Source organism: Xenorhabdus sp. TS4, from assembly GCF_014467265.1.
Taxonomy (GTDB): Bacteria; Pseudomonadota; Gammaproteobacteria; order Enterobacterales; family Enterobacteriaceae; genus Xenorhabdus; species Xenorhabdus ehlersii.
Genome location: NZ_NKHQ01000022.1, coordinates 26,017 through 52,370 on the forward strand (window position 1 = coordinate 26,017; position 26,354 = coordinate 52,370).

At 40.1% G+C, this 26,354-nt stretch carries 18 protein-coding genes; 8 read left to right on the forward strand and 10 right to left on the reverse strand.

The window, feature by feature from the left end:
• Positions 1 to 10 precede the first annotated feature (10 nt).
• Positions 11 to 1,546 (reverse strand): Re/Si-specific NAD(P)(+) transhydrogenase subunit alpha, encoded by a 1,536-nt coding sequence (gene pntA / locus Xets_RS10750; protein ID WP_187651646.1) that lies wholly within the window; start codon positions 1,544 to 1,546, stop codon positions 11 to 13.
• A gap of 386 nt (positions 1,547 to 1,932) precedes the next feature.
• Here pntA and ydgH point away from each other — a divergent pair, with 386 nt between their 5' ends.
• From ydgH to Xets_RS10780, 6 genes are all read left to right on the forward strand, one after another.
• Positions 1,933 to 2,886: a DUF1471 family protein YdgH gene (gene ydgH / locus Xets_RS10755; RefSeq protein WP_187651647.1), complete on the forward strand. Its 954-nt coding sequence runs from the start codon at positions 1,933 to 1,935 to the stop codon at positions 2,884 to 2,886.
• A gap of 548 nt (positions 2,887 to 3,434) precedes the next feature.
• Positions 3,435 to 4,826 carry a basic amino acid/polyamine antiporter gene (locus Xets_RS10760; RefSeq protein ID WP_099132214.1) on the forward strand — a complete coding sequence of 464 codons (1,392 nt, stop codon included), beginning with the start codon at positions 3,435 to 3,437 and terminating at the stop codon, positions 4,824 to 4,826.
• Positions 4,827 to 5,679: 853 nt separating this feature from the next.
• Positions 5,680 to 6,210: a fimbrial protein gene (locus Xets_RS10765; RefSeq protein ID WP_099132215.1), complete on the forward strand. Its 531-nt coding sequence runs from the start codon at positions 5,680 to 5,682 to the stop codon at positions 6,208 to 6,210.
• Positions 6,211 to 6,272: 62 nt separating this feature from the next.
• The gene (locus Xets_RS10770; protein WP_255430609.1) at positions 6,273 to 6,977 is read left to right on the forward strand and encodes a molecular chaperone; all 705 of its coding nucleotides are present in this window, start codon (positions 6,273 to 6,275) and stop codon (positions 6,975 to 6,977) included.
• A gap of 137 nt (positions 6,978 to 7,114) precedes the next feature.
• Positions 7,115 to 9,565 carry a fimbria/pilus outer membrane usher protein gene (locus Xets_RS10775; protein ID WP_255430610.1) on the forward strand — a complete coding sequence of 817 codons (2,451 nt, stop codon included), beginning with the start codon at positions 7,115 to 7,117 and terminating at the stop codon, positions 9,563 to 9,565.
• Between the two features lie 65 nt (positions 9,566 to 9,630).
• Entirely contained in the window at positions 9,631 to 10,629 is a 999-nt protein-coding gene (locus Xets_RS10780; protein WP_187651649.1) for a fimbrial protein, read from the forward strand.
• A gap of 144 nt (positions 10,630 to 10,773) precedes the next feature.
• Here the strand turns inward: Xets_RS10780 and hrpA are convergent, their stop codons facing one another.
• Positions 10,774 to 14,694 carry an ATP-dependent RNA helicase HrpA gene (hrpA, locus tag Xets_RS10785; protein ID WP_099132218.1) on the reverse strand — a complete coding sequence of 1,307 codons (3,921 nt, stop codon included), beginning with the start codon at positions 14,692 to 14,694 and terminating at the stop codon, positions 10,774 to 10,776.
• A 297-nt stretch (positions 14,695 to 14,991) separates the two neighbouring features.
• Between hrpA and Xets_RS10790 the strand changes: the two genes are divergently transcribed.
• The gene (locus tag Xets_RS10790; RefSeq protein WP_187651650.1) at positions 14,992 to 15,630 is read left to right on the forward strand and encodes an FMN-dependent NADH-azoreductase; all 639 of its coding nucleotides are present in this window, start codon (positions 14,992 to 14,994) and stop codon (positions 15,628 to 15,630) included.
• Positions 15,631 to 15,870: 240 nt separating this feature from the next.
• Here Xets_RS10790 and Xets_RS10795 read toward each other — a convergent pair whose 3' ends face one another.
• From Xets_RS10795 to Xets_RS10810, 4 genes are all read right to left on the reverse strand, one after another.
• Complete coding sequence (locus tag Xets_RS10795; RefSeq protein ID WP_187651651.1) at positions 15,871 to 16,953, reverse strand: hypothetical protein; 1,083 nt, start codon at positions 16,951 to 16,953, stop codon at positions 15,871 to 15,873.
• 782 nt (positions 16,954 to 17,735) lie between these two features.
• Entirely contained in the window at positions 17,736 to 18,056 is a 321-nt protein-coding gene (locus Xets_RS10800; RefSeq protein ID WP_099132227.1) for a YdbL family protein, read from the reverse strand.
• A gap of 10 nt (positions 18,057 to 18,066) precedes the next feature.
• Positions 18,067 to 18,252, reverse strand: coding sequence for a YnbE family lipoprotein (locus tag Xets_RS10805; RefSeq protein WP_099132317.1), 186 nt, complete (start codon positions 18,250 to 18,252; stop codon positions 18,067 to 18,069).
• 35 nt (positions 18,253 to 18,287) lie between these two features.
• Entirely contained in the window at positions 18,288 to 20,912 is a 2,625-nt protein-coding gene (locus tag Xets_RS10810; RefSeq protein ID WP_099132228.1) for a YdbH family protein, read from the reverse strand.
• A gap of 228 nt (positions 20,913 to 21,140) precedes the next feature.
• Here Xets_RS10810 and Xets_RS10815 point away from each other — a divergent pair, with 228 nt between their 5' ends.
• The gene (locus tag Xets_RS10815) at positions 21,141 to 22,136 is read left to right on the forward strand and encodes a 2-hydroxyacid dehydrogenase (protein ID WP_099132229.1); all 996 of its coding nucleotides are present in this window, start codon (positions 21,141 to 21,143) and stop codon (positions 22,134 to 22,136) included.
• A gap of 142 nt (positions 22,137 to 22,278) precedes the next feature.
• On the opposite strand, the gene Xets_RS10820 is transcribed toward Xets_RS10815, so the two are convergent.
• From Xets_RS10820 to Xets_RS10835, 4 genes are all read right to left on the reverse strand, one after another.
• Positions 22,279 to 23,598 (reverse strand): phosphatidylinositol-specific phospholipase C, encoded by a 1,320-nt coding sequence (locus tag Xets_RS10820; protein WP_099132230.1) that lies wholly within the window; start codon positions 23,596 to 23,598, stop codon positions 22,279 to 22,281.
• A gap of 511 nt (positions 23,599 to 24,109) precedes the next feature.
• Positions 24,110 to 24,547: a YcgN family cysteine cluster protein gene (locus tag Xets_RS10825; protein ID WP_208638583.1), complete on the reverse strand. Its 438-nt coding sequence runs from the start codon at positions 24,545 to 24,547 to the stop codon at positions 24,110 to 24,112.
• Between the two features lie 18 nt (positions 24,548 to 24,565).
• A complete protein-coding gene (locus Xets_RS10830; protein WP_187651653.1) occupies positions 24,566 to 25,222 on the reverse strand; it encodes a fumarylacetoacetate hydrolase family protein in 657 nt (218 codons plus the stop codon).
• A gap of 37 nt (positions 25,223 to 25,259) precedes the next feature.
• Positions 25,260 to 26,345, reverse strand: a complete 1,086-nt coding sequence (locus Xets_RS10835; protein WP_099132233.1) for a lytic transglycosylase domain-containing protein — start codon at positions 26,343 to 26,345, stop codon at positions 25,260 to 25,262.
• Positions 26,346 to 26,354 lie beyond the last annotated feature (9 nt).

Consider the following 26,354-nt stretch of genomic DNA (forward strand, 5'->3'; position numbering starts at 1 on the left):
GTTTTACCCCTTATCCTTTACGAAACATTTTCAGCATACGTTGAGTGACAGTAAAGCCACCAAAAATATTGATGCTGGCAATTAACACAGCAATGAATGAGAAGAAACTCACCCATCCCCCTTCACCAATTTGCAGTACAGCACCAACTACAATTATCCCTGAAATAGCGTTGGTGACGGACATTAATGGCGTATGCAACGAATGGCTGACATTCCAGACAACGTAATATCCCACCACACAGGACAAGGCAAAAACAGTAAAATGAGATAAGAATTCTTTCGGTGCAACATGTGCTAACCAGCCATACAAAATTATTACTAGCGCGAGCGCTCCATACTTCAGCCATGGAGATTTGGGCTTTTCTGCTGGTTTCTCCTCTTTTTTTACTGATGTCGGCTTGGTAGTTATTGATTGCGCTGAAACCTGGATAGGTGGAGCTGGCCATGTGATTTCACCTTGTTTAATGACAGTGACGCCACGTACAACAACATCATCAAAATCAATGATGATTTCTCCATTTTTTTCTTTGCACAGTAGTTTCAGCAAATTGACTAAGTTTGATCCATAGAGTTGTGATGATTGGGTGGGCAATCGGCTGGGCAGGTCGGTATAGCCAATAATTTTCACCCCATTTGCTGTAACGACAAGCTTATTGGCTTGCGTATATTCACAGTTACCGCCATTTTGGGCAGCCAGATCAACAATCACGCTACCAGGTTTCATGGAATCAACCATCTCTTTTGTGATAAGTCGTGGTGCCGGCTTCCCCGGAATCAATGCTGTTGTAACGATAATGTCTACTTCTTTTGCTTGTGCAGTAAACAGTTCCATTTCTGCTTTGATAAAAGCTTCTGACATTACTTTTGCATAACCGTCACCACTGCCTGCTTCTTCTTTAAAATTCAATTCTAAGAATTCAGCTCCCATGCTTTGAACTTGTTCTTTGACTTCCGGTCGTGTATCAAAAGCACGGACAATCGCACCCAAGCTACCGGCAGCGCCAATTGCCGCTAATCCGGCAACCCCCGCGCCAATAATCATGACCTTAGCTGGTGGTATTTTGCCTGCCGCTGTAATTTGCCCTGTGAAAAAACGACCAAATTCATGGGCGGATTCGACAATAGCGCGATAACCAGCAATATTTGCCATTGAACTGAGAGCATCTAAAGATTGTGCGCGGGAAATGCGTGGAACTGCGTCCATAGCAAGAACAGTTACCTTGCGTTCTGCTAATTTTTCTATTAATAGCGGATTTTGTGCTGGCCAAATAAAACTAATTAGTGTGGCACCTTCTTTCATTAAAGCAATTTCATCATCTTCAGGGGCGTTTACTTTTAAAATGATATCTGATTGCCAAACTTGATGGATTTCCGCTATATCAGCTCCTGCTTTTTTATAAGCAACATCATCAAAACTAGCAAGTTGCCCTGCTCCTGTCTCAACTGTGACGTTAAACCCCAATTTCTGCAATTGCTCCACGGTTGATGGTGTGGCAGCAACGCGTGCCTCATTGGAAAGTCGCTCTTTTGGTACACCAATACGCATAATGTTTCCTTCTTTAAGAATGAAATATTGCTGATTATTACCTTGTTGATGCCTATTTAACGATTAGATTGACTTTATTGCTGCTATCAGCAAAACCTATAAATAGAATACCAAATAGTAACTTAATGAAAATAATGTCAAAGAATTATCATAAAATCAGAAAAACAAAATGACCTTTTAATGTAAACAATTATTTAGATCGTATAACTTACTATATTTATTAAAATTCTTAGTGTCATCTACTAAAAGCTAGCAATCGTTTCTTTATAGGGCATAATTTCTTGCGACAATTGGCATTATTACATGTAATAATTGCGTTCTATGTGATGCATAACAATGTTCAGCACGTTATAAATATTTTAATGCGCAAGGCGAAAGGATTTTTTATGAAGCTGAAGACAACGATCATCGCGACTGCGGTGTTCTCACTAACCACGATGACCGCTGCACATGCGGCTAAAGAATTAACTCCAGAACAAGCGGCAGAGCTTAAACCTTTTGAGCGGATCTCAGTTACTGGTCGTTTTAATGCAATTTATGAAGCTGCGGATGCGGTTTCCCGTCAGGCCGATAAAAAAGGCGCTGACAGTTTTTATATTCAAAGTCTTGATGATCTTAATGGACGAGGTAATTTGCGTGTTGTCGCCGATTTGTACTATAAAGATGCGGAAAAAGCAGATAAAACACCTAACTATCGCATCTATCGTGGCATCAAAGAGTTACCTAAAACTGAAGCCATTACTTTAGAGCCTTTCGATACTGTCACAGTGAATGGTTATTTCCCGACTGATCCTGACCTGAAAGAAGCTATCGCTAAGGCGGCTAAAAAGAAAGATGCAGCATCTTTCTTTATTGTCCGTGACATTGCACCAAATAATGGTGGAAACCAAATAGTCACAGCGTATGTTTATAAAGAAGATGCGCCCAAGCGTAAGGTTCAGTCTAGTGAAGCTGTGATCCCAGCCGATTCTGAAGCAGGACGCCAAGCTCTGGCTCAAGGTGGAGAGGAAGCCAAGAAAGTCGAAATTCCAGGTGTTGCTTCTTCAACTTCAACAAGCAATGTGGTTGGTCGCTTTTTTGAAACCCAGACATCAAAAGGTGGTCGTTACGCTGTAACTTTACCTGATGGCACAAAAATTCAAGAGTTGAATAAAGCATCCGCCGCTCTGATGGCTCCATTTGATTCCGTCACCTTTTCTGGTTATTACACTACTGCACCTGAAGTTTCTTATCAGGTTGCTAAGCGTGCAGCAGAGAAAGGCGCAAAATACTACCATATCACACGAGAATGGCAATCTAATGGTGGTAACGTTACCATCAGTGCAGATTTATTCAAATAATCATACATTATAGTTCAGCCATTCTTGAAAAAGGCACAAAGAACACTTGTGCCTTTTTTATCGGATTTCTTTGGTATTTCATGATTCATTGGCCTCAATAACCTCCTATAAATTAACAATTCAATAACGTTATAATGGCGGCATGATTTGCAGATTATCCTGTTTATTCTTCCTTTCCATTAATACCATTTACATAATTGTTTGTTATTTGTTTCAATAGCGTAAAATATACAAATAATATTTCCCAAAGTGCTTATCCTGTAATCATCTCCATGTTTATTAAGGTAATAACACACATTAGAAAAATTATCCGTAATTTGTTTTCTTACTCCTCTGCATAATTTTATGCATAAAATTTATATTTTTTTGCATAGTAAACCATTGCATACAATCCTTTCACTCCGTAGAATCGCCCTGTTTTTAGATTTATCGACTAAATCCGTTCTGCAATCCATCGCATGGATGCAATAAATGTCCAATATGTGTTCGATATTCAGAACAAGTGTTCTGGCTAATCGTGTCGATTATATTTTTTTAGGAACGTATCTTTGGAAAAGAAATTAGGCCTTACGTCTCTGACCGCACTGGTACTCAGTTCTATGGTCGGTGCCGGCGTATTCAGTTTGCCGCAAAACATGGCGCAAGTAGGCAGTCCTGCTGCATTAATGATTGGTTGGGGAATAACAGGCATAGGTATTCTCTTTTTAGCCACTTCCTTACTTTTACTTTCACGACTGCGCCCTGATTTGGATAGCGGTATTTTTACTTACGCAAGAGAAGGTTTTGGGGAGTTAGTTGGATTCTGTTCTGCATGGGGATATTGGTTCTGTGCCATTATTGCCAATGTTTCTTATTTAGTTATTGTCTTTGCTGCGTTAAGTTTTTTCACTGATACCGAACACTCAGTAATTTTTGGTGATGGCAATACTTGGCAATCGTTAATCGGTGAGTCTATTTTACTTTGGTTTGTTCATTGGCTGGTATTGCGTGGTGTACAAACGGCTGCGGGAGTTAATTTGCTAGCGACAATGGCAAAATTATTACCATTGACCCTATTTATTATCTTAGCTGTCATCGCTTTCAAAATGGATGTATTTTCTTTTGATTTCAGCGGCATTGAGATGGGCGTTCCTGTTTGGCAGCAAGTTAAAGACACGATGCTAATTACACTGTGGGTTTTTATCGGTGTTGAAGGTGCAGTTGTCGTTTCAGCCAGAGCCAAAAGACGCCAGGATATTGGTATCGCAACTGTACTAGCTGTGATTTCAGCATTAGGGGTATATGTGCTGGTTACGCTGCTTTCACTAGGGTTAGTCACCAGACCTGAATTAGCGGTTATGCGTAACCCTTCTATGGCAAGTTTGATGGTCGGGTTAATAGGTTCAGCGGGTGAAATTGTGATTGTTGCTGGTTTGATCATCTCTGTTTGTGGTGCTTACCTAAGCTGGACAATCATGGCAGCAGAAGTACCATTTATCGCTTCCTTACACGGTTCATTCCCTAAAGTATTCAAAAAACAAAACAGCAGGAAAGCACCTGAGTCATCACTTTGGATCACAAATGGTGCGGTTCAACTCTCTTTGGTTTTAATTTGGTTAAGCGGCAGTAATTACAATACATTACTCTCTATTGCTTCTGAGATGATACTTGTCCCCTACTTTCTTGTCGGGGCATTTTTAGTGAAAGTTGCCTTTCAACGTGGTAGCCGTGCTTTACTCTTTATTGCTCTTGGTTCTTGTACTTATGGGTTATGGTTACTTTATGCTTCGGGGCTCATGAACCTCTTACTTTCGGTAGTACTATACGTTCCCGGATTGCTGGTTTTTCTGTACGCTCGCAGACAAAATCAGGAAAGAGTACCATTAACGGTTACAGAAAAATCGACTATTGTGGTTTTGTTCTTGATAGCGCTCCCGTCTACATGGCAATTAATGCACTAATTTGGCTTCCAAGGCAACAGGTTTCCCAATCGCGAAAATCGCCGCAAAACTTAAAAAATTAACTATTCCAAAGAATCCGGCCTTTGTGCCGGTTTTTTAATGTCCCTTTTTCCATCTTGAAAAGATAATGGTTGATTATGGACGAAAAAAAGAATTGATAAGTATGTTGTAACTAAAGCAGTAAGACTCAGATCATTTTGTAACCAAACCATAAAAATTAATTCTGCTTTTATATCTATATATTCTTCAAATATATAGAACTTGAACTATGGCAGAGTATTTATCATAAAGGCTTTATCAATAAAAAGTTAACTTTAAGCAAATGCAATTCATTTTCATTTAGCCTAAAAATAGATTTAACGTCTTACATTATTAAAATAATCAGATACAAAAATTAAAGAACAAAAGACTCGTTACAAATAAATAATAAATATATAATATTTATTTAAAATTTTAACAAAAAAGTAAAATTCAAATATATTATATGTCTTGCATCATTTTTATTTTTACAAAATGTCAGTAAATAATAATTAATCTTATAAAACAGAATAAAAACTCATTGATGTTCAGAAAAAAATCTATGTTATGCATAACAATTCTATTAATTTTCGCCCAATAGCTTAAAACTTCAAATTATGAGATTAGTCAAGTTATTATTTTGATCTTTTTTAATTACTCGCTACTATATTTTTTACCTCATCTGCTGATGAGAAAATATTAACTGTTGTTTCTTTGTTATTTTTTAGAAGTAAACCTAGGCAATCCGTTGCTGTATTTATATACGGAACAAACATTAACTCAATAATCTGTTTCTCTGTCGAATAAGTTCTTCAGAGGTGGGATGCATTAAAAAATGAAAACCAAGTTAATTATTTCATCTTTATTTGTTTCATCGGTATTTATGTCCACGGCTCATGCTGCTGATGGGCAAATTAAATTTACGGGAAAAATTACCGCCACTGCCTGTAAAGTCGATTCAAATTCAGCTAATCAGACCGTAAATATGGGAACTATCAGCTCGAGTTCATTTGCTGGGGCTTATAGTACTTCTGCCGCTACCCGTTTTAGTATCAAATTGACTGACTGCCCGAAAGATTATCAACAAGCTCAGGTCAAATTTGACGGCCAGCCAGATAGAGCCAGTAGCAGACTTTTAGCGTTAAACAGTAATGGAGGAGAGAATCCTGCCCAAGGTATCGCCATTGCACTTTATGAAGATGACAGTAATACCATGATCAATCTGGCAGAAAATTCACGTCCTCAGTATTTCTCGCAGAGAAAGACAGAGGAATTGAAATTCGTTGCCAAATACATGGCAACGGCTGAAACCGTGACTCCAGGTGCGGGTGACGCAGTCGCTAACTTCACTATTATCTATAACTAACTACCTATAACCAAAGGAAGTTATGGCAGGGAAGCCAAAACAATATCACTCTGGTCTAAATATTGTTTGGAGCGACCACTTTGAAATACTTTCGCATTTTAATTTTTATTCTTATCTGCATTTTTAATACGAATATCTCTTTTGCTGGAGTCGTCATTGGCGGCACACGTGTTGTTTATATTAGTGACCAGAAAGAAACCTCTATTTCTATTAGCAATCCAGAAACTGACATCTCTTACCTCATTCAATCGTGGGTTCAAGGTGAAGATGATGAAACTAAAGCCCCTTTTATTATCACTCCCCCACTTTTTAAATTAACAGCTGAGAATGAGAATGTTTTACGAATTGTTAAAATTGGCAATGAATTACCTGATGACAAAGAATCTTTGTTCTGGCTCAATATTAAGTCTATTCCTGCCACAACCAAATCAGAACAGAATCAATTGCAAATCACGGTAAAATCCCGGTTTAAGTTATTCTATCGCCCTGCCAACTTAGCCGGCAATGCCGGTATTGCTTATAAGGCTCTGAAGTTCAAAACCAATGGACACAAACTCATTGCAGAAAATCCAACGCCCTACTATATCTCTTTTTCTGCGTTGACCACCGGCAATAATGTAGAAAATTATGAGATTAAATCTGCGGGGATGATCCCACCGTTTCAACAAGAGAATTGGGATATTCCTATTAAAAATATCAATCGAGTGACCTGGAAAACGATTAATGATTTTGGTGGCGTAACACCAGAAGAAAGACGTGAGTTGTAGGATAGTAGGTATATCAAAATTAAAAATTTATTATGAATAACTATCGTCATTATCTTCAACAAAATAGTCCTCATAATTGGACGTTACTTATCAAGCTAAGCTTGCATTGTCTATATTGTAAGGTGCCTCTTTGTGCATTGTTAACCACATCTCTTTGGATGTATAACAATAAGGCTCACGCTGAAGAGTATTTCAACATCAATGCACTGGAAATCCATTCAGGTTTTGAAGATATTGATCTATCTATCTTTACTCAAGATGATCAGCAGCCTCCCGGACGTTATTGGGTAGATATTTATCTTAATCGAGAAAAAGTAGATACGGGGAATGTCGATTTTATTATCGTCAATAACAAGCTATTTCCCAAAATTAAGATACAACAACTCAGAGAAATGGGGGTGAATATTGAGTCATCCCCCACGCTGCTTACTTTGTCGCCAGAAACGGAACTTGCTGATCTTGGTCAATATATTCCATCTGCATCGACGTCTTTCGATTTCAAACATCAGAGGCTGGATATCAGTATTCCCCAGGCAGCCTTGAAGAGTCAGGCGAGAGACTACGTGCCACCTCATTTGTGGGATCAGGGATTAACGTCCCTGTTAGTCAACTATAGCTATAGTGGCTCCATGACTTGGCAGGATGATCAAGTAGGTTCAACAAAAAACCATTTTCTCAACCTTAGAACGGGCGTTAATTGGGAAGCATGGCGTTTGCGCAATTATTCCACTTACAGTAGTCAAGATAGAAAATGGCAGAATATCAATATATACCTTCAGCGAGATATTCATGCACTGAAAAGCCAATTAGTATTTGGAGACAGTTACACACCTTCACTTATATTTGATAGTTTTCAGTTTCGCGGTATGCAATTGTCTTCCGATGACAAGATGTTGCCCGATAGCTTAAAAGGATTTGCGCCGATAATTAGAGGAATTGCCCAAAGCAATGCCCAAGTCACCATCAAACAAAATGGTTACATTATCTATGAATCCTACGTTTCTCCAGGTCCTTTTGTTATCAATGACCTCTATCCAACAACTTCAACCGGAGATATAGAGGTCATTGTCAAAGAAGCTGATGGAAAAAAACATCGTTCTGTGCAAACTTTTTCCACTGTGCCAATTATGTTACGGGAAAATAGCCTGCGACATTCGCTGACTTTGGGAAAATACCAATCTAATTCTCACCATGGGAAAGCACCCTATTTCATGCAGGGTACGGTGATTTATGGTATTTCTAATCATGTCACTGCCTATGGTGGAACCACGATTGCAAAAGATTATCAATCCGTTGCTTTGGGTACAGGCTATAGCCTCTCTGACTGGGGTTCCCTTTCCTTTGATGTGACCTACGCCAAAACTCATTTAATGTCGAAACCCAACAATTATGGTCAATCTTACCGTTTCCAATATGCCAAAGATCTATCTCAGACAGGCACTAACCTCACTCTCGCAGGTTATCGTTACTCAACACAAAGTTTTTACAATTTTAAAGAAGCAAATGAGTTGAATACTGCAATCGATGGAAGGAGCAGCAATAAACGCAGTAAATTGCAATTACATATTAATCAATCCCTTGGTGATTTGGGGACCATTTATTTATCTGCTTTTCAACAAGATTATTGGCATCAAAAAGGCTGTGAAAGGAATATCAGTGCTGGTTATAACACAAGTTACAATTCATTTAATTATAGCTTGAATTATTCTCACAGCGCTTTCCCCGGTTCAAATCGCAGTGAGCAAATCGTTTCATTCAGCGTGCAGGTTCCCCTTGATCGTTGGCTGAAAAACAGTTGGGTAAGCTATAACATGACCAGCAACAAAAGCAGTGATACGTCTCATCAAGTCAGCTTAAATGGTACAGCTTTTGAAGATAATAATCTGATTTATAGCATTCAGCAAAATTATACTGGCCGTAATCAAAGCGTTGGCGGAAATATCAGCGCTGAATATAAAGGAGCCTATGGTCAGGTCAACGCTGGTTACAATTACGACAAATACATCAGGCAACTTACTTATGGTTTAAATGGCGGGATTGTTGCCCATCCTTATGGTATCACCCTTTCCCAACCTTTAGGGGATACATCGGTATTAGTACGCGCCAATGGTGCTTCAGAAGTCAAAGTACAAAACCATACCGGTATCAAAACTGACTGGAAAGGCTATGCCATCGTGCCTTATGCCAGTAGTTATCGGAAAAACCGTATTGCGCTGGATACTCATTCAATGGGTAACAACGTTGATATTGATATCAATACGCAAACTATTATTCCAACCCAAGGTTCACTGACACTGGCCAATTTCCAAACTCGTATTGGTTATCGCGCTTTACTGACACTTTCTCATCAAGGCAGAGAGATCCCATTTGGTGCAACTGCGACACTGGAAAAACAGCATGATATTGATGCTCCTAACAGCGCGATTGTCAGTAATGATGGGCAAGTTTATCTCAGTGGTATTCCTAAATTTGGTCGGATATGGGTTAAATGGGGATATAAAGAAATACAAGAGTGTTATGCCAACTATCGACTCTCTGGTGAAGAGCCTGCTTCAGGTTTGTATATGGTTGAAGTTTCGTGCGAATAATCTTTTGCAAATGGCAATGTCGGTATATTTATTTGATATATAACAAAAATAGTGGAAATTATTCTATGGCCAACAAATTAAAATTATTATTGGCAAGTACATTTCTCATCGGCACGATGAGTAGTTTTTCTAGCTTAGCGAACTACTATTGCCAATATTCTGCGGGTTTTGTACCTGGTATGACTCCAGTTTCTTTTGGTACGATTACAATTCCCAGGAACCATCCTATCGGAACAACTATCAAAGAAATACGTCTGGATCAGGTGGATGAAAAAGGTAATATCGCCCTCTGCGATACTTCCTTGCCTACAATATGGGAACAACCTGATCTTACACCTGCAAGCTATAATCAGGATGCCGTTTATGAATCCGGTGTTCCGGGAGTTGGTATCCGTATTAACACCTGGGAGCCGCGTTATGGTATTGATTGGCTGCCCAGAACGGCGACCTATCCATTCACTTGCCCTTCACCGCTGCAATTTCAATGGAAAAAACAATATTGTGGTAAATCATGGGGTTATTTAACCATACAGTTGATCAAGATTGCACCAACAACCGGTTCAGGGGCCGTCAAGTCGGCGAAACTGACTCGTGCTACATTAGGTCACAGTATCCCTGTTCATACTTTCTATTTGTCGAATACCCATATCATGACCAAAGGTTGTTTTCTCAATCAAAAGATGATTGCAGTCAATATGGGTGATATTAAAAAAAGCGATTTCCGCGGCATTTACAGTACAGTGGGAACGCAACGTTTTGATATCAATATAAATTGCGATGCTAATGTAAATATTGGACTGACGCTGGATGGACGGCCTGCAAACTGGAATACCCAAGATATCTGGGCATTAGACTATAGTGACAACGTCACGGCAAAAGGGGTTGGTTTACAGATATTATATCAAAACCGCCCCGTAACGATGCGTACCCCAGTTGTATTTGGCTCCACTCAGTCTGGTGGAAATATAACCATCCCATTAGTTGCCCGTTATATCCAAACGGAAGCAGAAATTAAGCCGGGCAAAGCAGATGCAACAGCAACAATTACTTTTGTATATCAATAAATGAAGGTTATCCCCCTACTTAGTAATAATGTTGTTAAGTAGGGGGATTTGTTGGGTTAAAAAGTATGTTGTAACTAAAAAATAATAATGGAATTTTTGTAAGAGTTTTTGGGGCAGCTATAAACTACAACTGCTCCCTACTTATCACGACGCAATATTTTCCATCGCCTGTAAAATACGTTTATCTGATATTGGATATGCCGTGCCTAGTTGTTGGGCAAATAGGCTAATCCGCAGTTCTTCAATCATCCAACGAATTTCTTTTACTTCCGTTGACTGCTTCTGCTGAACAGACAGTTTTGCCAACCATTGTTGCCATTGACGCTGGATATGCTCAACCCTACTCATATGCACCCTATCCTTGTTAGGATCTACCGCCAATTTTTCCAATCGACGTTCGATACCATTCAAATAGCGCAAAACATCTGCCAGGCGTTTCCAACCGTGGGAAGTCACAAATCCATTAAAGGCCAGCCCGGAAATTTGTTCTTTAATATCGGACAACGCCAGTGCAAGAGAGATATCCACCCGCCCTTTCAGGCGCTTGTTGATATTAAAGACTGCTGTCAGGATCTGCTCCACTTGTTTGGCAATATCAACCACTGCGTCATTCAAATTAGCACGAACTTTATCATGCAAACTGGAAAACGCTTGTTCATTCCAGGCTAGCCCACCATTTTCTGCGATCAATTTATCAACGCCACAAGAAATACAATCATCAATCAAATCCAATACTTTTCCATATGGATTGAAATACAGTCCCAGTTTAGATTTGTTCGGTAATTTTTCATGTAAGTATTTAATCGGCGATGGAATATTCAACAATAACAGACGACGTGTTCCTTCCCACATTGCATTCTGCTGTTCGGATTCGGTCTCGAACAGTTTAATACCGATGCTGTCTTTTTCGTCCACCAATGCCGGAAATGCCTTAACAGAATAGCCTCCGCGCTTCTGCTCATAACATTCAGGCAATGTCCCAAAGCTCCAGATATGTAACCCATTTTGTTCTATGCCATCATCCGCAACTGCCGAAAGCGTTTCCTGGACTTTTTCTTTCAACTTCAGTTTCAATGCTGACAGATCTTTGCTTTCCGCTAGCGGTTTATTTTTTTCCCCTGTTTTTTTCTCTCCAATAATGCGGAATGTGATCTTCAAATGATCTGGCACTTGTTCCAACTGCCAGTCATCACGTGACACCGTCACTCCTGTCATGCGACGTAATTCTTTTTCAAGGCTATCCAGTAAAGGAGCCTGAGGTTGTGTCACACGCTCCAGAAATGCTTGCGCATAGTTAGGTGCCGGAACAAAATTACGACGTATTGGTTTTGGCAATGATTTAATCAAGGCAACAACCAATTCATGACGAATTCCCGGAATTTGCCAATCAAATCCTTCATCTTTAACTTGGTTCAATATCGGTAAAGGGATATGCACTGTTACGCCATCAGCATCGGTTCCCGGTTCAAATTGATAACTCAAACGGAATTTCAAGTTACCTTGATGCCAATAATTTGGATAATCCAACGCACTGACTTTATTTGCATCTCCCTTGATTAACATACTCTTTTCAAAGTTGAGCAATTCAGGCTGATCTTTGCTGGCAACTTTCCACCAGCGATCAAAATGGCGCGAAGAAACAACGTCTTTACCAATGCGCTGATCGTAGAAACTGAACAAGGTTTCATCATCCACCAGAATATCCCGTCGGCGAGATTTATGTTCCAGTTCTTCGACTTCTTCACGCAATTTCAAATTAGCGCGGAAAAATGAATGACGGGTTTGCCAATCACCTTCTACCAATGCATGGCGAATAAATAATTCGCGGCACAACATGGGATCGATTCGGCTGTAATTGACCAGACGACCTGCCACAATCGGCAAACCATACAAGGTGACTTTTTCCATAGCCATTACCGCCCCCTGGGACTTCTGCCAGTGCGGTTCACTATAGTGCTTTTTGATTAAATGGGTCGCCAATGGCTCTACCCATTCCGGCTCGATGCGGGCGGCAATACGTCCCCACAAGCGGCTGGTTTCCACCAATTCAGCCACCATCGCCCATTTTGGTGGTTTTTTAAATAGTCCAGAGCCAGGAAAAACAGAAAAACGGGCATTGCGCGCACCAGTATATTCCTGTTTATCCGTGTCCTTCTGCCCAATGTGAGATAACAACCCTACCAACAAGGCAATATGGATACTGCGATAATCGGCTTCCTGACTGTTAATCGGCAAGCCAATTTCTTTCACAACTTGCCGTAGCTGAGTATAAATATCCTGCCATTCCCTAACACGAAGATAATTCAGATAATCCTGCCGACAAAGTTTGCGGAATTGGGAGCTGGAAAGCGCTTTCTGCTGTTCCACCAGAAAATCCCATAGCTTCAGGAAGGCGATGAAATCTGAATCCTTGTCCGCAAAACGACGATGTTTTTCATCAGAAGCCTGCTGCTTTTCCAACGGTCTTTCCCGTGGATCTTGAATTGACAATGCGGAAACAATTACCATCACTTCACGAACGCAACCATGTGCCTTGGCTTCCAGCACCATACGCGCCAAACGAGGATCAATAGGCAACTGAGCCAATTGCCGTCCCATTGGGGTTAGCCGATAAGCTCCTTCTGACAATGACTCCGGATCGATAGCCCCTAACTCTTCCAACAGGCGAACCCCATCCTGGATATTACGTTTATCCGGTGCTTCAACAAATGGGAACGCACTGACATCTCCCAAACCAATGGCGGTCATTTGCAAAATAACGGAGGCCAGATTGGTGCGCAAAATTTCCGGATCAGTGAATTCCGGACGCGACAAAAAGTCCTCTTCCGAATAAAGACGAATACAAATTCCGTCCGAAACACGGCCACAACGCCCTTTTCGCTGATTAGCAGATGCCTGCGATATCGGTTCTATCGGCAGGCGCTGCACCTTAGTGCGATAACTGTATCGGCTAATACGTGCAAAACCTGTGTCGATCACGTATTTGATGCCAGGTACGGTCAGTGAAGTTTCCGCCACGTTGGTTGCCAAAATAATGCGGCGGCCAACATGAGACTGAAAGATTCTGTTCTGCTCGCTGTTAGACAACCGTGCAAAAAGTGGCAAAATCTCGGTATGTGGGAAATTTTGTTTATTGAGAGCATCCGCTGTATCACGAATTTCTCGTTCACCGCTCATGAATACCAATATGTCACCTGAGCTTTCACGCCCTAATTCATCAACTGCATCAATAATTGCTTCAAGCTGATCGCGATCACTGTCATTATCACCACCAGCCACGGGACGATAACGTACTTCTACCGGATAAGTACGTCCAGATACCTCAATAATCGGGGCATTGTTAAAATGACGGGAAAAGCGTTCAGGATCGATGGTTGCAGAGGTAATGATAACTTTCAAATCTGGGCGTTTTGGCAGTAATTGGCGCAGATAACCGAGGATAAAATCGATATTCAAGCTGCGTTCATGGGCTTCATCGATAATTAACGTATCATATTGCAATAACAAACGATCTTGCTGCAATTCTGCCAATAGAATACCGTCAGTCATCAATTTGACCAGCGTATTTTCACTGACCTGATCACTAAAACGAACTTTATAGCCGACCGTCGAGCCAAGCGGTGTTTCCAGTTCATCCGCAATGCGATTAGCAACCGAACGTGCTGCCAAACGACGGGGTTGGGTATGGCCGATCAGCCCTTTGACTCCCCTTCCCAATTCAAGGCAGATTTTAGGGATCTGAGTTGTTTTACCTGAACCGGTTTCCCCGGCAATGATAACAACCTGATTATCCCGAATAGCTTTATAGATATCGGCTTTCTTCTGGCTAACCGGCAGGTTTTCAGGATATTGAATCGAAGGACATGCAGCCTGGCGATTCATGACTTTCTGTTTTGCGGTCGCTATATCCGCAGCGATGGATTGTACTACAGCCTGCAAGGAGACTTGATTCTTAATTTTTGCTGCTCCATGCAGACGTTTTTTTAAACGGAATTGATCGCGCAGCGGTGTGTGATCAAGTTCAGCGAATAATTCAGCAAATGGTGCTGTCAAAGGTGATTCCACGTGATAAATCCTTGTGACGTTTTTTAACTGAGTAGCGCTGTCTTTGCAGGCTCAGAGGATTATTTTTTATGACATAACAATATTAGAAGTGTAACATATCTTGTGCGATCTCACGTACTTCATATATCCCCCCTCACCAATTCATCGTTTGATTCAATGAATTTGAATGAATATCTCAAAATATTGAGCTATTGATTGAACAATTCCCTATATAAAATATGATGCACAAACGACATTATCAATGAAGTTATTAGTATCTTAGATAACTTGGGTTGTAGATAACTGAGGAAGTAAAGAATGAGTAAAGTACTGGTTCTGAAATCCAGCATTCTGGCACAATATTCCCAAAGCAATAAACTGGCCGACTACTTTGCTGAAAAGTGGTTGACTGACCATTCAGAGAGCAACATTACCACACGTGATCTGGCTGAAAACCCGGTTCCAGTACTAGATGGAGAATTAGTTAACGCCTTGCGAGCGAGCAATGCAGAATTGACAGAACGTCAAAAAACAGTATTGACCCTATCAGATGAGTTGATTACAGAGTTAAAAGCACACGATGTTATTGTCATCACTGCGCCAATGTATAACTTTACTATACCTACTCAATTAAAAGCCTATTTTGATCTAATTGCCCGTGCCGGCGTGACTTTCCAGTACACTGAAAAAGGCCCTCAAGGGTTACTGAAAGGCAAACAAACTGTTATCTTGACTAGTCGTGGTGGTATTCATAAAAATAACCCAACAGATTTGGTGACTCCGTACTTACGTACCTTCCTCGGATTTATCGGTATCACAGATGTAGAATTTGTATTTGCTGAAGGTTTAGCTATGGGCGCAGAGTCCGCTAACCAGACACATCAAGATGCTCGCAACGCGATAGATGATATTATAGCGAGAATGGGACAGAAGCAATCTGAACAAACCGTTGCTTAATATTGTTCGATAAAATGTCACGTAATTAAGATCAGATAGCGCGCCAAATGGCGCGCTAAAATATATGGTCATACTCAGAAATAATAAAAACTCATTCATAAGCAAAAGTCCAAACATCCCTGTCTTTAAGCGAACCATCCTGGTATAGAAATGAATTGGAATATCGGATGGCAGGACTACCTCCACAGGAGGCGGTTTTTAGTTAAGAATAAATAATCATTACAAACCTGCATCTTGAAGTTAAATTGATATATATGTAAATTCGAGAGAGTATGAAACCAATCTATCCGAATTTTCCTTAATAACACTATAGTAAAAATTAACCTTTTCTTTATTTTTGTTGAAAACACTATAAGGTAACGTTATAAAAGGTGTTCCAAGATGATCTGGATCCAACAAACGGTAAGGATTATCAATCATTTTCCCATTAATAAAGAAAAATATTGTATCACTCCCTGCGGCATTATCATATGGTGGTATGTTAACAGAGAAGCCAAAAGAGCTACCATCGTTATGTAAAATGTTATTATTGATTTCAACAATAACCGGAGCCGATAATGAATCCATTGAATTGATATCCGTTTGATCACTATCCAGAATGTATAACGTTTTATCGGCTGAAATTTCGCCTGTCACACCAAATATTTGCGAATAAAGTGTCAGAACAACAGAACTTTTCTGTTTGGCATAAATATAAAAATTTAATTTACCGTGAGGATCTGTGTTAATGATGAAACCTCTTTTACTGCCAATCTTCCTGATAGGGATTTTTGTGTGTTTATCATCCTGATAAAAATCCACTTTATCAAAACTCCTGTCAGGAGTATCAAGTATATTCACAGGTGTACCGGATAATTTGGCTGTGTTATCCTTGTTTAGGATTGCGTTTTTTACTGTGCCCACTTTCACAAAATATCGTCCACCTGGTGGATCATTAATTTCAGTTGGCATATCTAAATAATCAGCACCGACAGCCAGTTGTACTGACGAGATATCAACCGTTTGGGCATAATAAAAGACACTGGTTTTTTCAAACCCTGTAGCGGATGAATTTGGCTGAATATCTAATTGAATTTTATAGTTTTCAACGACATTATTATCAACACGTAATTCAACAGAAATCGTTCCCTTTTTATTATTATCAGACAGCACTATTGGAGGAATATTTCTATGTAACCCTATACCGCCATAAGGTATCAGTTCAACACTTGCGTCACTCGAAATAGGTGAGTCAGACGTTAAAATGATATCAAGAATAAATAATTCCCCTATGACTAAATCTGAACCCGATTCTATAGAAGTCGTAATTTTATTAGATGCCATTATTTTTCACTCCATAAAATTTCATAATAATTAATATATAAAAGATGAGCTGAGTCCACTTCTATCACTTCTATTAGTCACAGACAGTTTCTATTTGGCTATAATAATAATGACTGTATTGCCTCACACCTTCATTATCAATGTAATATTCAAACTTGACTACCGCCGATTAGCGCAGCCAAGACTGACGACTGAGAGTCGTCAACTGTCCTGTCTAAACGCGCATACGTAAAAACATTTACTTTCAAGGTCACCGTCTAAAGATAGTGGTATCAGGCAGTACTGATAACTTCGCGTCTATAGTAGGGTGTGAATATATAAATATTATCTTAATCCTACTATATTAACAAAAATTTCAAATTAAATGTATAATGAAAAATGATTATCGGGTAATAACAAAAAGTTATTTTTATATTTTTTTCACTATAAGGTATTTAGGAGGATGGTTTCTGATCTAACTTATTTAATAATATTAATGAAATCACGCCGAAGAATAGATGACCCATTAATTAATATAAATGCAGTATAGATTAACACTCAATGTCAGAGTGTAATTGTTACCTATTAATATTGGGCTTGATGGTGTCGCTATTATTGGCATCTGTTCCGATTTGAAATCTACCGCCCGTTTTTCCTGAATCGGTTTTTGGTTTCCAATCGTGAGTGAAACGATACCCACTGAACGTGGTTAATGGTAGCTATATAGCACATAAACTTAGGATTTTAACAGCTGATTGATAAAAAATTTTAATGTTAGAATCAAGCCAAGCCAGTCATTACCCCTATTTCTGCACCCAATTACCATTAATACCAAACACATATTCTCCTGAAGCTGCACGATTTACCAATTTTTCTCCCGCTATTTTGGCAACTTGATCTGTCGTCATATTATTTTGAGCCGCGATTTCAGCATACTTCTTTTGCCGTTCACTGTTAATTCTTTTCACCACTGATTGGGCATCTTGGGTATTTTTTATCGGTTCCAGATAGCCACTAAAAGTCTCTCCCACCAGCCCCTGCTGTTTTGCTTCATTCAACGTCATACCCATAGCAAAAGAACTGAATAACAGGCTTAACAGAAGTATCATTCTTACTTTTTTCATGTCGTAGCCTTTAGAATAAATTAGAATTGTTTTTGAGCATATCTTCAATTTGCCTGTCGACCTTAATATGAATTTCATGCTCAATTTTGACATTCATATTGATGTTGATGGGCTTATCCGGTGTCGCCACTTCCAGTCTGACACAACCCACTAATGCCATACTGAATAAGGCTATACTGACCAACATTACACCCATTCTGACCGTTGGCAACTTGAATTCAACGTTCGTTATCATTTATCACCCCCACCCATTACAGATATATTTTTCTGCAACCATTCTTCTAAGTTACTGCCAAAACGCAGGCTACGCCATAATTGAAAAATATTCTCCTCGTGATGATAGTTAAGCCTGACTTCACGTTTTCTATCCACCACGGGATTTACTCCACTAATCTCTGAATGCAATCTCAAGATCCCCAAATTATCGAGCGTAACATAAGCTTTTGAATGGTCGATTTCTAAATAACGCAACCAATCCATTGCCATACCTGCTGATAAGTCATTTTTTCCTATAGAATCAACCGTATCTTTATCTAACCTTAATGTCAGATAACCCTCATTGGATACCCAGCCCCGTTGAATAATCCAACGTTTATTATTTAATAATACAGGCAATTCACCGCTAATTTTTCCTGACATCGCCATTTGTTTGACTTTCAATACGCCAAACAATTTACTCAAATTCAGCTTGTTAAACCGTAATACCGCAGCGTCTTTTTGGGGGATCTGTAATTGGTCCATGGCCAATTTACCATCCAGCATATCCACATTCACATTGCTCAACGTCAATGGCTGTTCGTCCGTTGCTGGATAGTAACCCAGCAGATCGGCTGTTACATTTTGCATATCAAACAGCCCTTTAATTGCCTTGATTCGCAACTGGACGGGAGATCCCAGCCCTAACTGCCACGTACGTTCCTGTAAACGCCATGGCAAAACAAAATTCAGGCCACTAACTTCCCCATTTTTCAGCCACATGCCCGCATTTTTGACCACCCAATGACCGCCCGCAAGTAATCCCTGTCCCTTTGCTGCGGAAAAAGCAGCCTGGGCATAAATGGTTCCACCAAGCACGGTAATACCCAAATCTGATGGAATTAAAGGTTGAAAAGCTAATAAAGATTGCCTGGGCCAGCGAGCTTCGCCCCTCAATCGCTCTCCATCCCAACGACCATAAAAGGGAATGGGGCCAATACCATTAGAGTACAGTTTACCATTTAACATAAAGTCATCAGGGGATTTTCCTGCAAGCGTGGCTTTAAAATCAAAAGCAGGCAAAAAAACACCAGAACGAAATTCTGTTTTCTGGGCAGACAATTGTAAATCTCCCGTTAAGTTAGGGCGATCTGCAGCCCTCTCCCAAATTAACGAATTTGTCAGTTTTAAGCGCGGCGCCTGCATCTTCACAAGACCATATTGGATAAGATCAAAGCCGGTATTTAATGTATCTACGGTTATCTTTGATTGATTCCAACTTCCCCTGCCCGCGATATCCCATTTGGCTTGTAACGGTGGTAAATGCCCATTCCCCCAATAACGCCAATTCCAATTTCCATGATCGGGTATAAAATCCTTTGCAGAACCCTCCAGATGTAGCTTAAATCTCCCCCAATAACGGTCTTGTGCCGTCACAATGGCTTGAAGACGACCAGTAAGGCCATTACGAGTCAAATAAGTACCCGCCAAAGGTAATCTGGCTTCCTTGACCGTCAATGTTTCACTGACCTTTCCCCATGCCCGAAACAGGGCACCTGGACGAAAAATAATTTTAGGATTAACCAATGGCCCTGTAATAACGGCAGGCAATGACATCGTCATAACCATCCTGCCGCTATTCATTTGCCCGGTAAACTGAAACGGAATATGAGCATTGGTTATATTGATTGGGGTTGGTTTCACGGAAAGAACAACATTGCCTTTACCCTGCTCATTTTGGGTAACCATATTTATCCACCCACTGACAAACATGCCTGACAGGCCTTTTTTCCATTGTTCAAACGTAATATTCACCCTTCCAGACAACGCTTGATTATTCTCCAACCATTGCCATTTCCCATTAACAATCTGGAACTGCGATTCGTCGAATGACCAGGGTAATTTTGCTAATACCTGCTGATTTTTTTCTTTAATAACGGTGAACAACCCGCGCTGCTCCTGCCAATTCAATGCCAGTTGCAACGGTTCAGGATATTGGCTCAGAGATAAGTGCGCTATGATTTGGCCTTGTTCTGGGAGCGTTGCAGTATTCAAGGGTAATGCGATATTTCCATTCAAGGAAATCACCTGTTCAGGCAACTTCACAATAAAACGCTGAACAATGAGTTCCTGTTTATCCGCAATATGCGCATTGAGTTTTAATTTTTCACCTTGATAAGAGAAAATTTTCCTCTGAGATGAGGAAATAAATTGAAATTTACCCGCAAACTCTGGCCAAGGCATAAGAGCCAGCCGATCAACGGTAAGATTAACCGAAGGTATTGTGGATAATATTTCTTGCACAGATCGTGGGGCTGTTTGCCCTTCTGCTACAGGTAATTGCACCAGGCATTGGCTCTGGCTGTCAATATTGGCGGCATGAATATTCCAGCGGCGATTTTCACTATTTTCCCCGGATAAATATTCCATAGATAGCCCAGAGATTTTGATCCATTCACACTCTTTTACCTGCAATGACAGTTCATCTAACCACAATCCACTGTTTTCCCATCGAGGTTGGCTCAAAGAAAAAGTGACGCCCTGTGGTAACCAATAACTGGCAATCAATGGTAACCAACGTGGAAGTGTATACCATCCCATCGACACCAGTAACGCCAGCAGTATTACCATCACTGCAAACACTTTGAGTATTTTTACCATTAAACCCTTATCTCTTCTTATCACCCTGAGAACAACTTCCTGTTATGATAATCTCATATCAGGCTCTAAGCCGATTATTATACAAGCTATCCCTATGAATAGCTTATCCGGCGATTTATTCGAGTATAGCGAAAGATAACGCTTAGAACCTTCAGGAGACGTCATTATTGCAGGCAGTTTTTGCAGGCTCGAATGATTCTATAGTTACTGTATAGTGGAGATGTTGTTATGAAACTGGTTGTTTACAGTACAAAGCAGTATGACCGTAAGCATTTTGAAATGCTCAACCAAAAACTTGGCTTTGATTATCATATCGAGTTTTTTGATTTTCCTTTGAGTCTACAAACTGCCAAAAATGCCGTTGGAGCAGATGCCATATGTATTTTTGTCAATGATGATGGTGGACGGGAAGTACTACAAGAACTGGCCGAGATGAACATCAAAATCCTGGCACTACGCTGTGCTGGATTTAACAATGTCGATCTGGATGCTGCGAAGGAATTAGGTATCCAGATTGTTAGAGTGCCGGCTTATTCTCCTGAATCCGTTGCTGAACATACTGTTGGATTGATGTTATGTCTTAACCGACGTATCCACCGTGCCTACCAGCGCACCCGCGATGCCAATTTTTCCCTTGAAGGATTAACCGGTTTTAACATGTATAAACGCACTGCGGGCATTATCGGAACAGGAAAAATCGGTCTTGCTACTTTGCGGATTTTGAAAGGCTTTGGTATGCGTTTACTAGCACATGATCCTTACCCAAATTCTGAAGCCTTGAATATGGGTGTGGAATATGTGGATTTGGATACTTTATATGCTGAATCGGATGTGATCTCCCTGCATTGCCCCATGACACCGGAAAACCACCATTTATTGGATGAAACAGCGTTCAACAAAATGAAAGATGGCGTGATGATTGTCAATACCAGCCGAGGTGCCTTAATTGATTCTGTGGCTGCTATTAATGCACTGAAACAACAAAAAATTGGCGCACTGGGTATGGATGTTTATGAAAATGAAAGAGATTTATTCTTTGAAGATAAATCAAATGACGTTATTCAAGACGATATCTTCCGCCGCTTATCTTCTTGCCATAATGTGCTATTCACCGGCCATCAGGCATTCTTAACCGAAGAAGCCTTAACCAGTATCAGTGAAATAACTTTGCAAAATATTCAGCAATTAGTTTCTGGAAAGGTTTGTCCAAATCTTGTTGAATAATTTTCAATAATCACTAACAACCGCTTCTACGGTTATGATTACTCAATATTAACTGGGTAATCCTTTTAACCAAAATACAACGCTACAAATCTCACGAACAGAAAACACAATGTATCCTGTTCGTGAGTCTTTTATGATAAAACTAATTGCCTGCTTTGTTTTCAAAAGTCATTTGCCACTCATCCTGTGCCACTGGATCACCCGGAGCCCAACACGGGACAAGTTTTCTGTTCTCTGTATATGAAAGACTGCTTTCATAGAGATAACATTCATAATATTCATTATAAATGTTACCATCTTTTATAGTCCAGACGCTTTCTCTCGTTGGCACACCATTAATCCAGGTAAACACAGTTCTTCTGTTATCCTCAATAAAAATACTGGCGTACAAAAACTCTTTATAATAGGTGTTGAATATATAATACTGATCATTGTCTTCATCGTAAGGAATTAACATCCAAAAACCGTTAATTACCTTATCTCCCGGAGCCCAATCAAAAACCTGTCTCCTGTCCTCTGCTGAGTCCATATATAAAGAAGCATAAAAATAATGCCTCCCATAATATTCGTTAAAAATAGAATATATCGACAAATTATATAGGTCTGTATTTTCATTCCTCTTTATTATCTCGGCAACCATTGCATTAGTATAAAAGTCCATTACAATGATCCCAATGTGTGGTGCCTCATTTTTTGAATTATCTACCCAATCACAACCCATCCCCCCTTTAAATTCATTGATCAGACTGCGTAGAATACTTATGGCATACGGCTCTGGATCCGAAATGAATGATGGTCCTGATGCACTATTACAGTGATTTAAATATATTTCAGATGTATCATTATTTCGATTTGATTTCGTTGACTCATTTACAAAGTTAACTATTTCTGATTTTTTAAGTTCTACATCAGCATAAATATCCTGAACCTTTATAGAACTATAGGGAATTCCTGGCAATGTAAGTACATCTGAAAGAATAACAATCTTTCCCCTTACTTCACCAAGTGTTGGAATAGCAGACTCCAGATACATGCTGCTATGATAGCCTGAATAATGTGTATTAAATATTTTTAAAAATTCACTATCAAGAACAGATGAGTTTTCTTGTTTTATTCTCATAACAATGGTTTCAGAACTATTATCCGCCAAAAAGGCAGTGCATTCATTTAAAACATCACCAAAGTTTATATTGAGATAAAACTTATCAAGATGGATGGTGAATACGTCATTAATTGCACAACATCTAATATCCAGATAACGGATACCATCTGCCAGTTGTTTTGTTATTGTGCAATCCGAATTTTGTGTAGCAAACGTTCTATCAATAAGAGATATTTGCCCCGACGCTCCTTTTCTGGTACAACTGGCGTGAGTTCCCGGAATAGATATGCACGCTAAACTTTTACCGTCATCGACGCAACTCATCCAGTTGTTAGTATTGCTTAATAACGAATATCTCATACTTACCTCCCCAAAAAATAATACTGAGATACCTTTTAATCAAAGAATCTAAGTTCTACTCAGCAGGCTGATGCTATTTCCCTATTATCGAGAAAGCTTAGAGAAATAGGTGATTAAGGAAAAAAATAAAGAATGGCTATTTCGTCCAGATAATCGGATATCATATCTGATTTCGCCATCCTTAAAGGCAAGATGATAGTTAGTATTAGATAGCTTATCTACTCCTGTTCATTCTTAACCTGGTTCATCTCTTCCTCGGACAATAATCGTTATATAGTCATTGTTCATGTTAATAAAAGTTTTCTGACCCAGAATGCTTACCAGAAAAATAAATAATGAACATGTGTAATTATAATAAAAGCAGCTTTAATAAGTGTGCTCAATTTCACAAAACTGCACAATTTTTCTTGATATTATAACGCCTTGCATTTAATAAGGTTTTCCCACATATGCCATGCCCCAAACATCCAATGCATGATATAAAATCCCTTTTATATCAAACAAAAGATAATTACATGGGTTTATTAAGGATATGCTCTTCCCAATCCACCACATCCACTTCACGCACAGCGATATGCCTGACAGAAATACGCTCTGCATGCATCGCCGATTTTGAACCACTGACCAGAGGGTGCCACGGAAGGAGTTTCCCCCCTTGGCCAATCAGACGATAAGCACACGTTTTTGGCAGCCATTCAAAGGTATTCATATTTTCACGGGTCAATTTGATACAGTCAGGCTCGTATCTGAAACGATCTTCATAATTCTTGCACTGGCAGGTTTTAATATTCAGTTGATTACAGGCAACATTGGTGAAATAAATTTCATCCGTATCCTCATCCATCAACTTATGCAGGCAGCACTGACCGCAGCCATCACATAGTGCTTCCCACTCTTGGTCTGTCATTTGTTCTAAGGTTTTCACCTGCCAGAAAGGTTGGGACATAATTTCTGTCATTCCTCGTGGTTAAATCACTCTGGTTGTCAAAACGTGCTCATTGAGAGAAACGTCTAAAATATCACCAGATTGCAATGACCCTACGCCTTCAGGCGTTCCCGTCAAGATAATATCGCCTGGACGTAAGGTAAAAAAACGCGACATGTAGCTAATCAACGGGATGATAGGCATTCGCATGTCACGCGTATTGCCGTTTTGGCGCAATTCGCCATTTACTGTCAAAGAAAGTTCGGCATTTTGTGGATCACCAAAAGCATTGACAGGAATAAATCCCGATATCGGGCATGACCTATCAAATGCCTTACTTTTTTCCCACGGTTGCCCCGATTGTTTAAATTCACGTTGCAAATCACGTAATGTCAAATCCAGCGCAACGGCGAAGCCTGCAATCGCCTGACTAACTCGCTCTTCATTGGTATTCTTAAGTGTCGAACCAATTAAAACAGCCAATTCTATTTCATGGTGCACAGCACCTAATTCCTGTGGAATGAAAACAGGTTGACGCAGATCACACAGTGCTGTTTCAGGCTTGATGAATATCACCGGCTCTTCAGTGGATTGGGAGCCCATCTCTTTCATATGTTTGTCGTAATTACTGCCGACACAAACAACCTTATTAGCAGGAAAATCCAACAATACACCCTGCCAATCCTGATGCTGGTACATAACATTGTTCCTTTATCTTGTTTTCAGGATCTGGTTTTCAGCGAGTAAGAAAATGAGTACGTTGCATAATACCGTCCGCCATCATACCAACACTGAGAGCAAAATAGTAAGAACGATTCCAATGCATGATAGTGCGGAAATTTTGTGTCACCCAAAATGCCCGTTGAACCGAATCATCAGGGATGACTATCCAGCCTTTGGTATCTGCAGACAGGTTAGCAAAATGTGGAGATGAAATCCCCAATGTCTGCCATTGGGCAATGGTTTTTCCCTGTTCGGGCTTAATGCCTTCTAAGGCGATATCAAAGCCTGTAGGCAATGAAATAGCATATCCCCAAGGTAAGCCCTGCTTCCATCCTTCCTTATGTAAGTAATTGGCAGTCGAGGCAAAGATATCTGCTTTATTGTGCCAAATATCAATTTGGCCATCACCATCGCCATCAGCGCCATACGTTAAGTAAGAGGTTGGCATAAATTGATTTTGTCCCATTGCTCCCGCCCAAGAGCCTTTTAACGTCTGATTTTCATCAATATATTGATATTCAATTATTTCTAACGCTGCCAGTAATTGTTTTATAAAAAACACTTCTCGGCGCCCCTCAAAGGCCAGCGTGGATAACGCCGAAATGACATCTTCATTTCCTTGAAATTTGCCAAAACCGCTTTCTAATCCCCACAAAGCAACGATATAGGCTTTGGGTACACCGTATTTGCGGCTGATCCTTGCTAACTGGGGTTTATTATCTTCATATGCCTTAATGCCTTGTTCAATTTTCCAGGCTGGCAAGACGCGGTTCAGGTAATCATCCAGAGTCACTTTTTTTTCTGGCTGGTTACGATCAGCTTTAATAACTCGCGGAATAAAATGGATATTGGCAAATGCCCGATCCAATGCTTTTTCACTGATCCCCTGCTCTCTGGCTTGCTGTTTCAGCAAAGCCACATAGGCGGGAAACTGTGAGGGTTCACGGGAACTCAATGGAAAATCTTGCTCCAGTGCCCTGGCTTCAGCTTGGGAGCGAGGAGTCAACACAGATGGATTGTACAATTGCTTACTACTTGATGTACTGCACCCTGCTAACAGAGTTGCTGTCAATAAAGTTAGCCCAGTGATTAATTTCATAAATCGGCT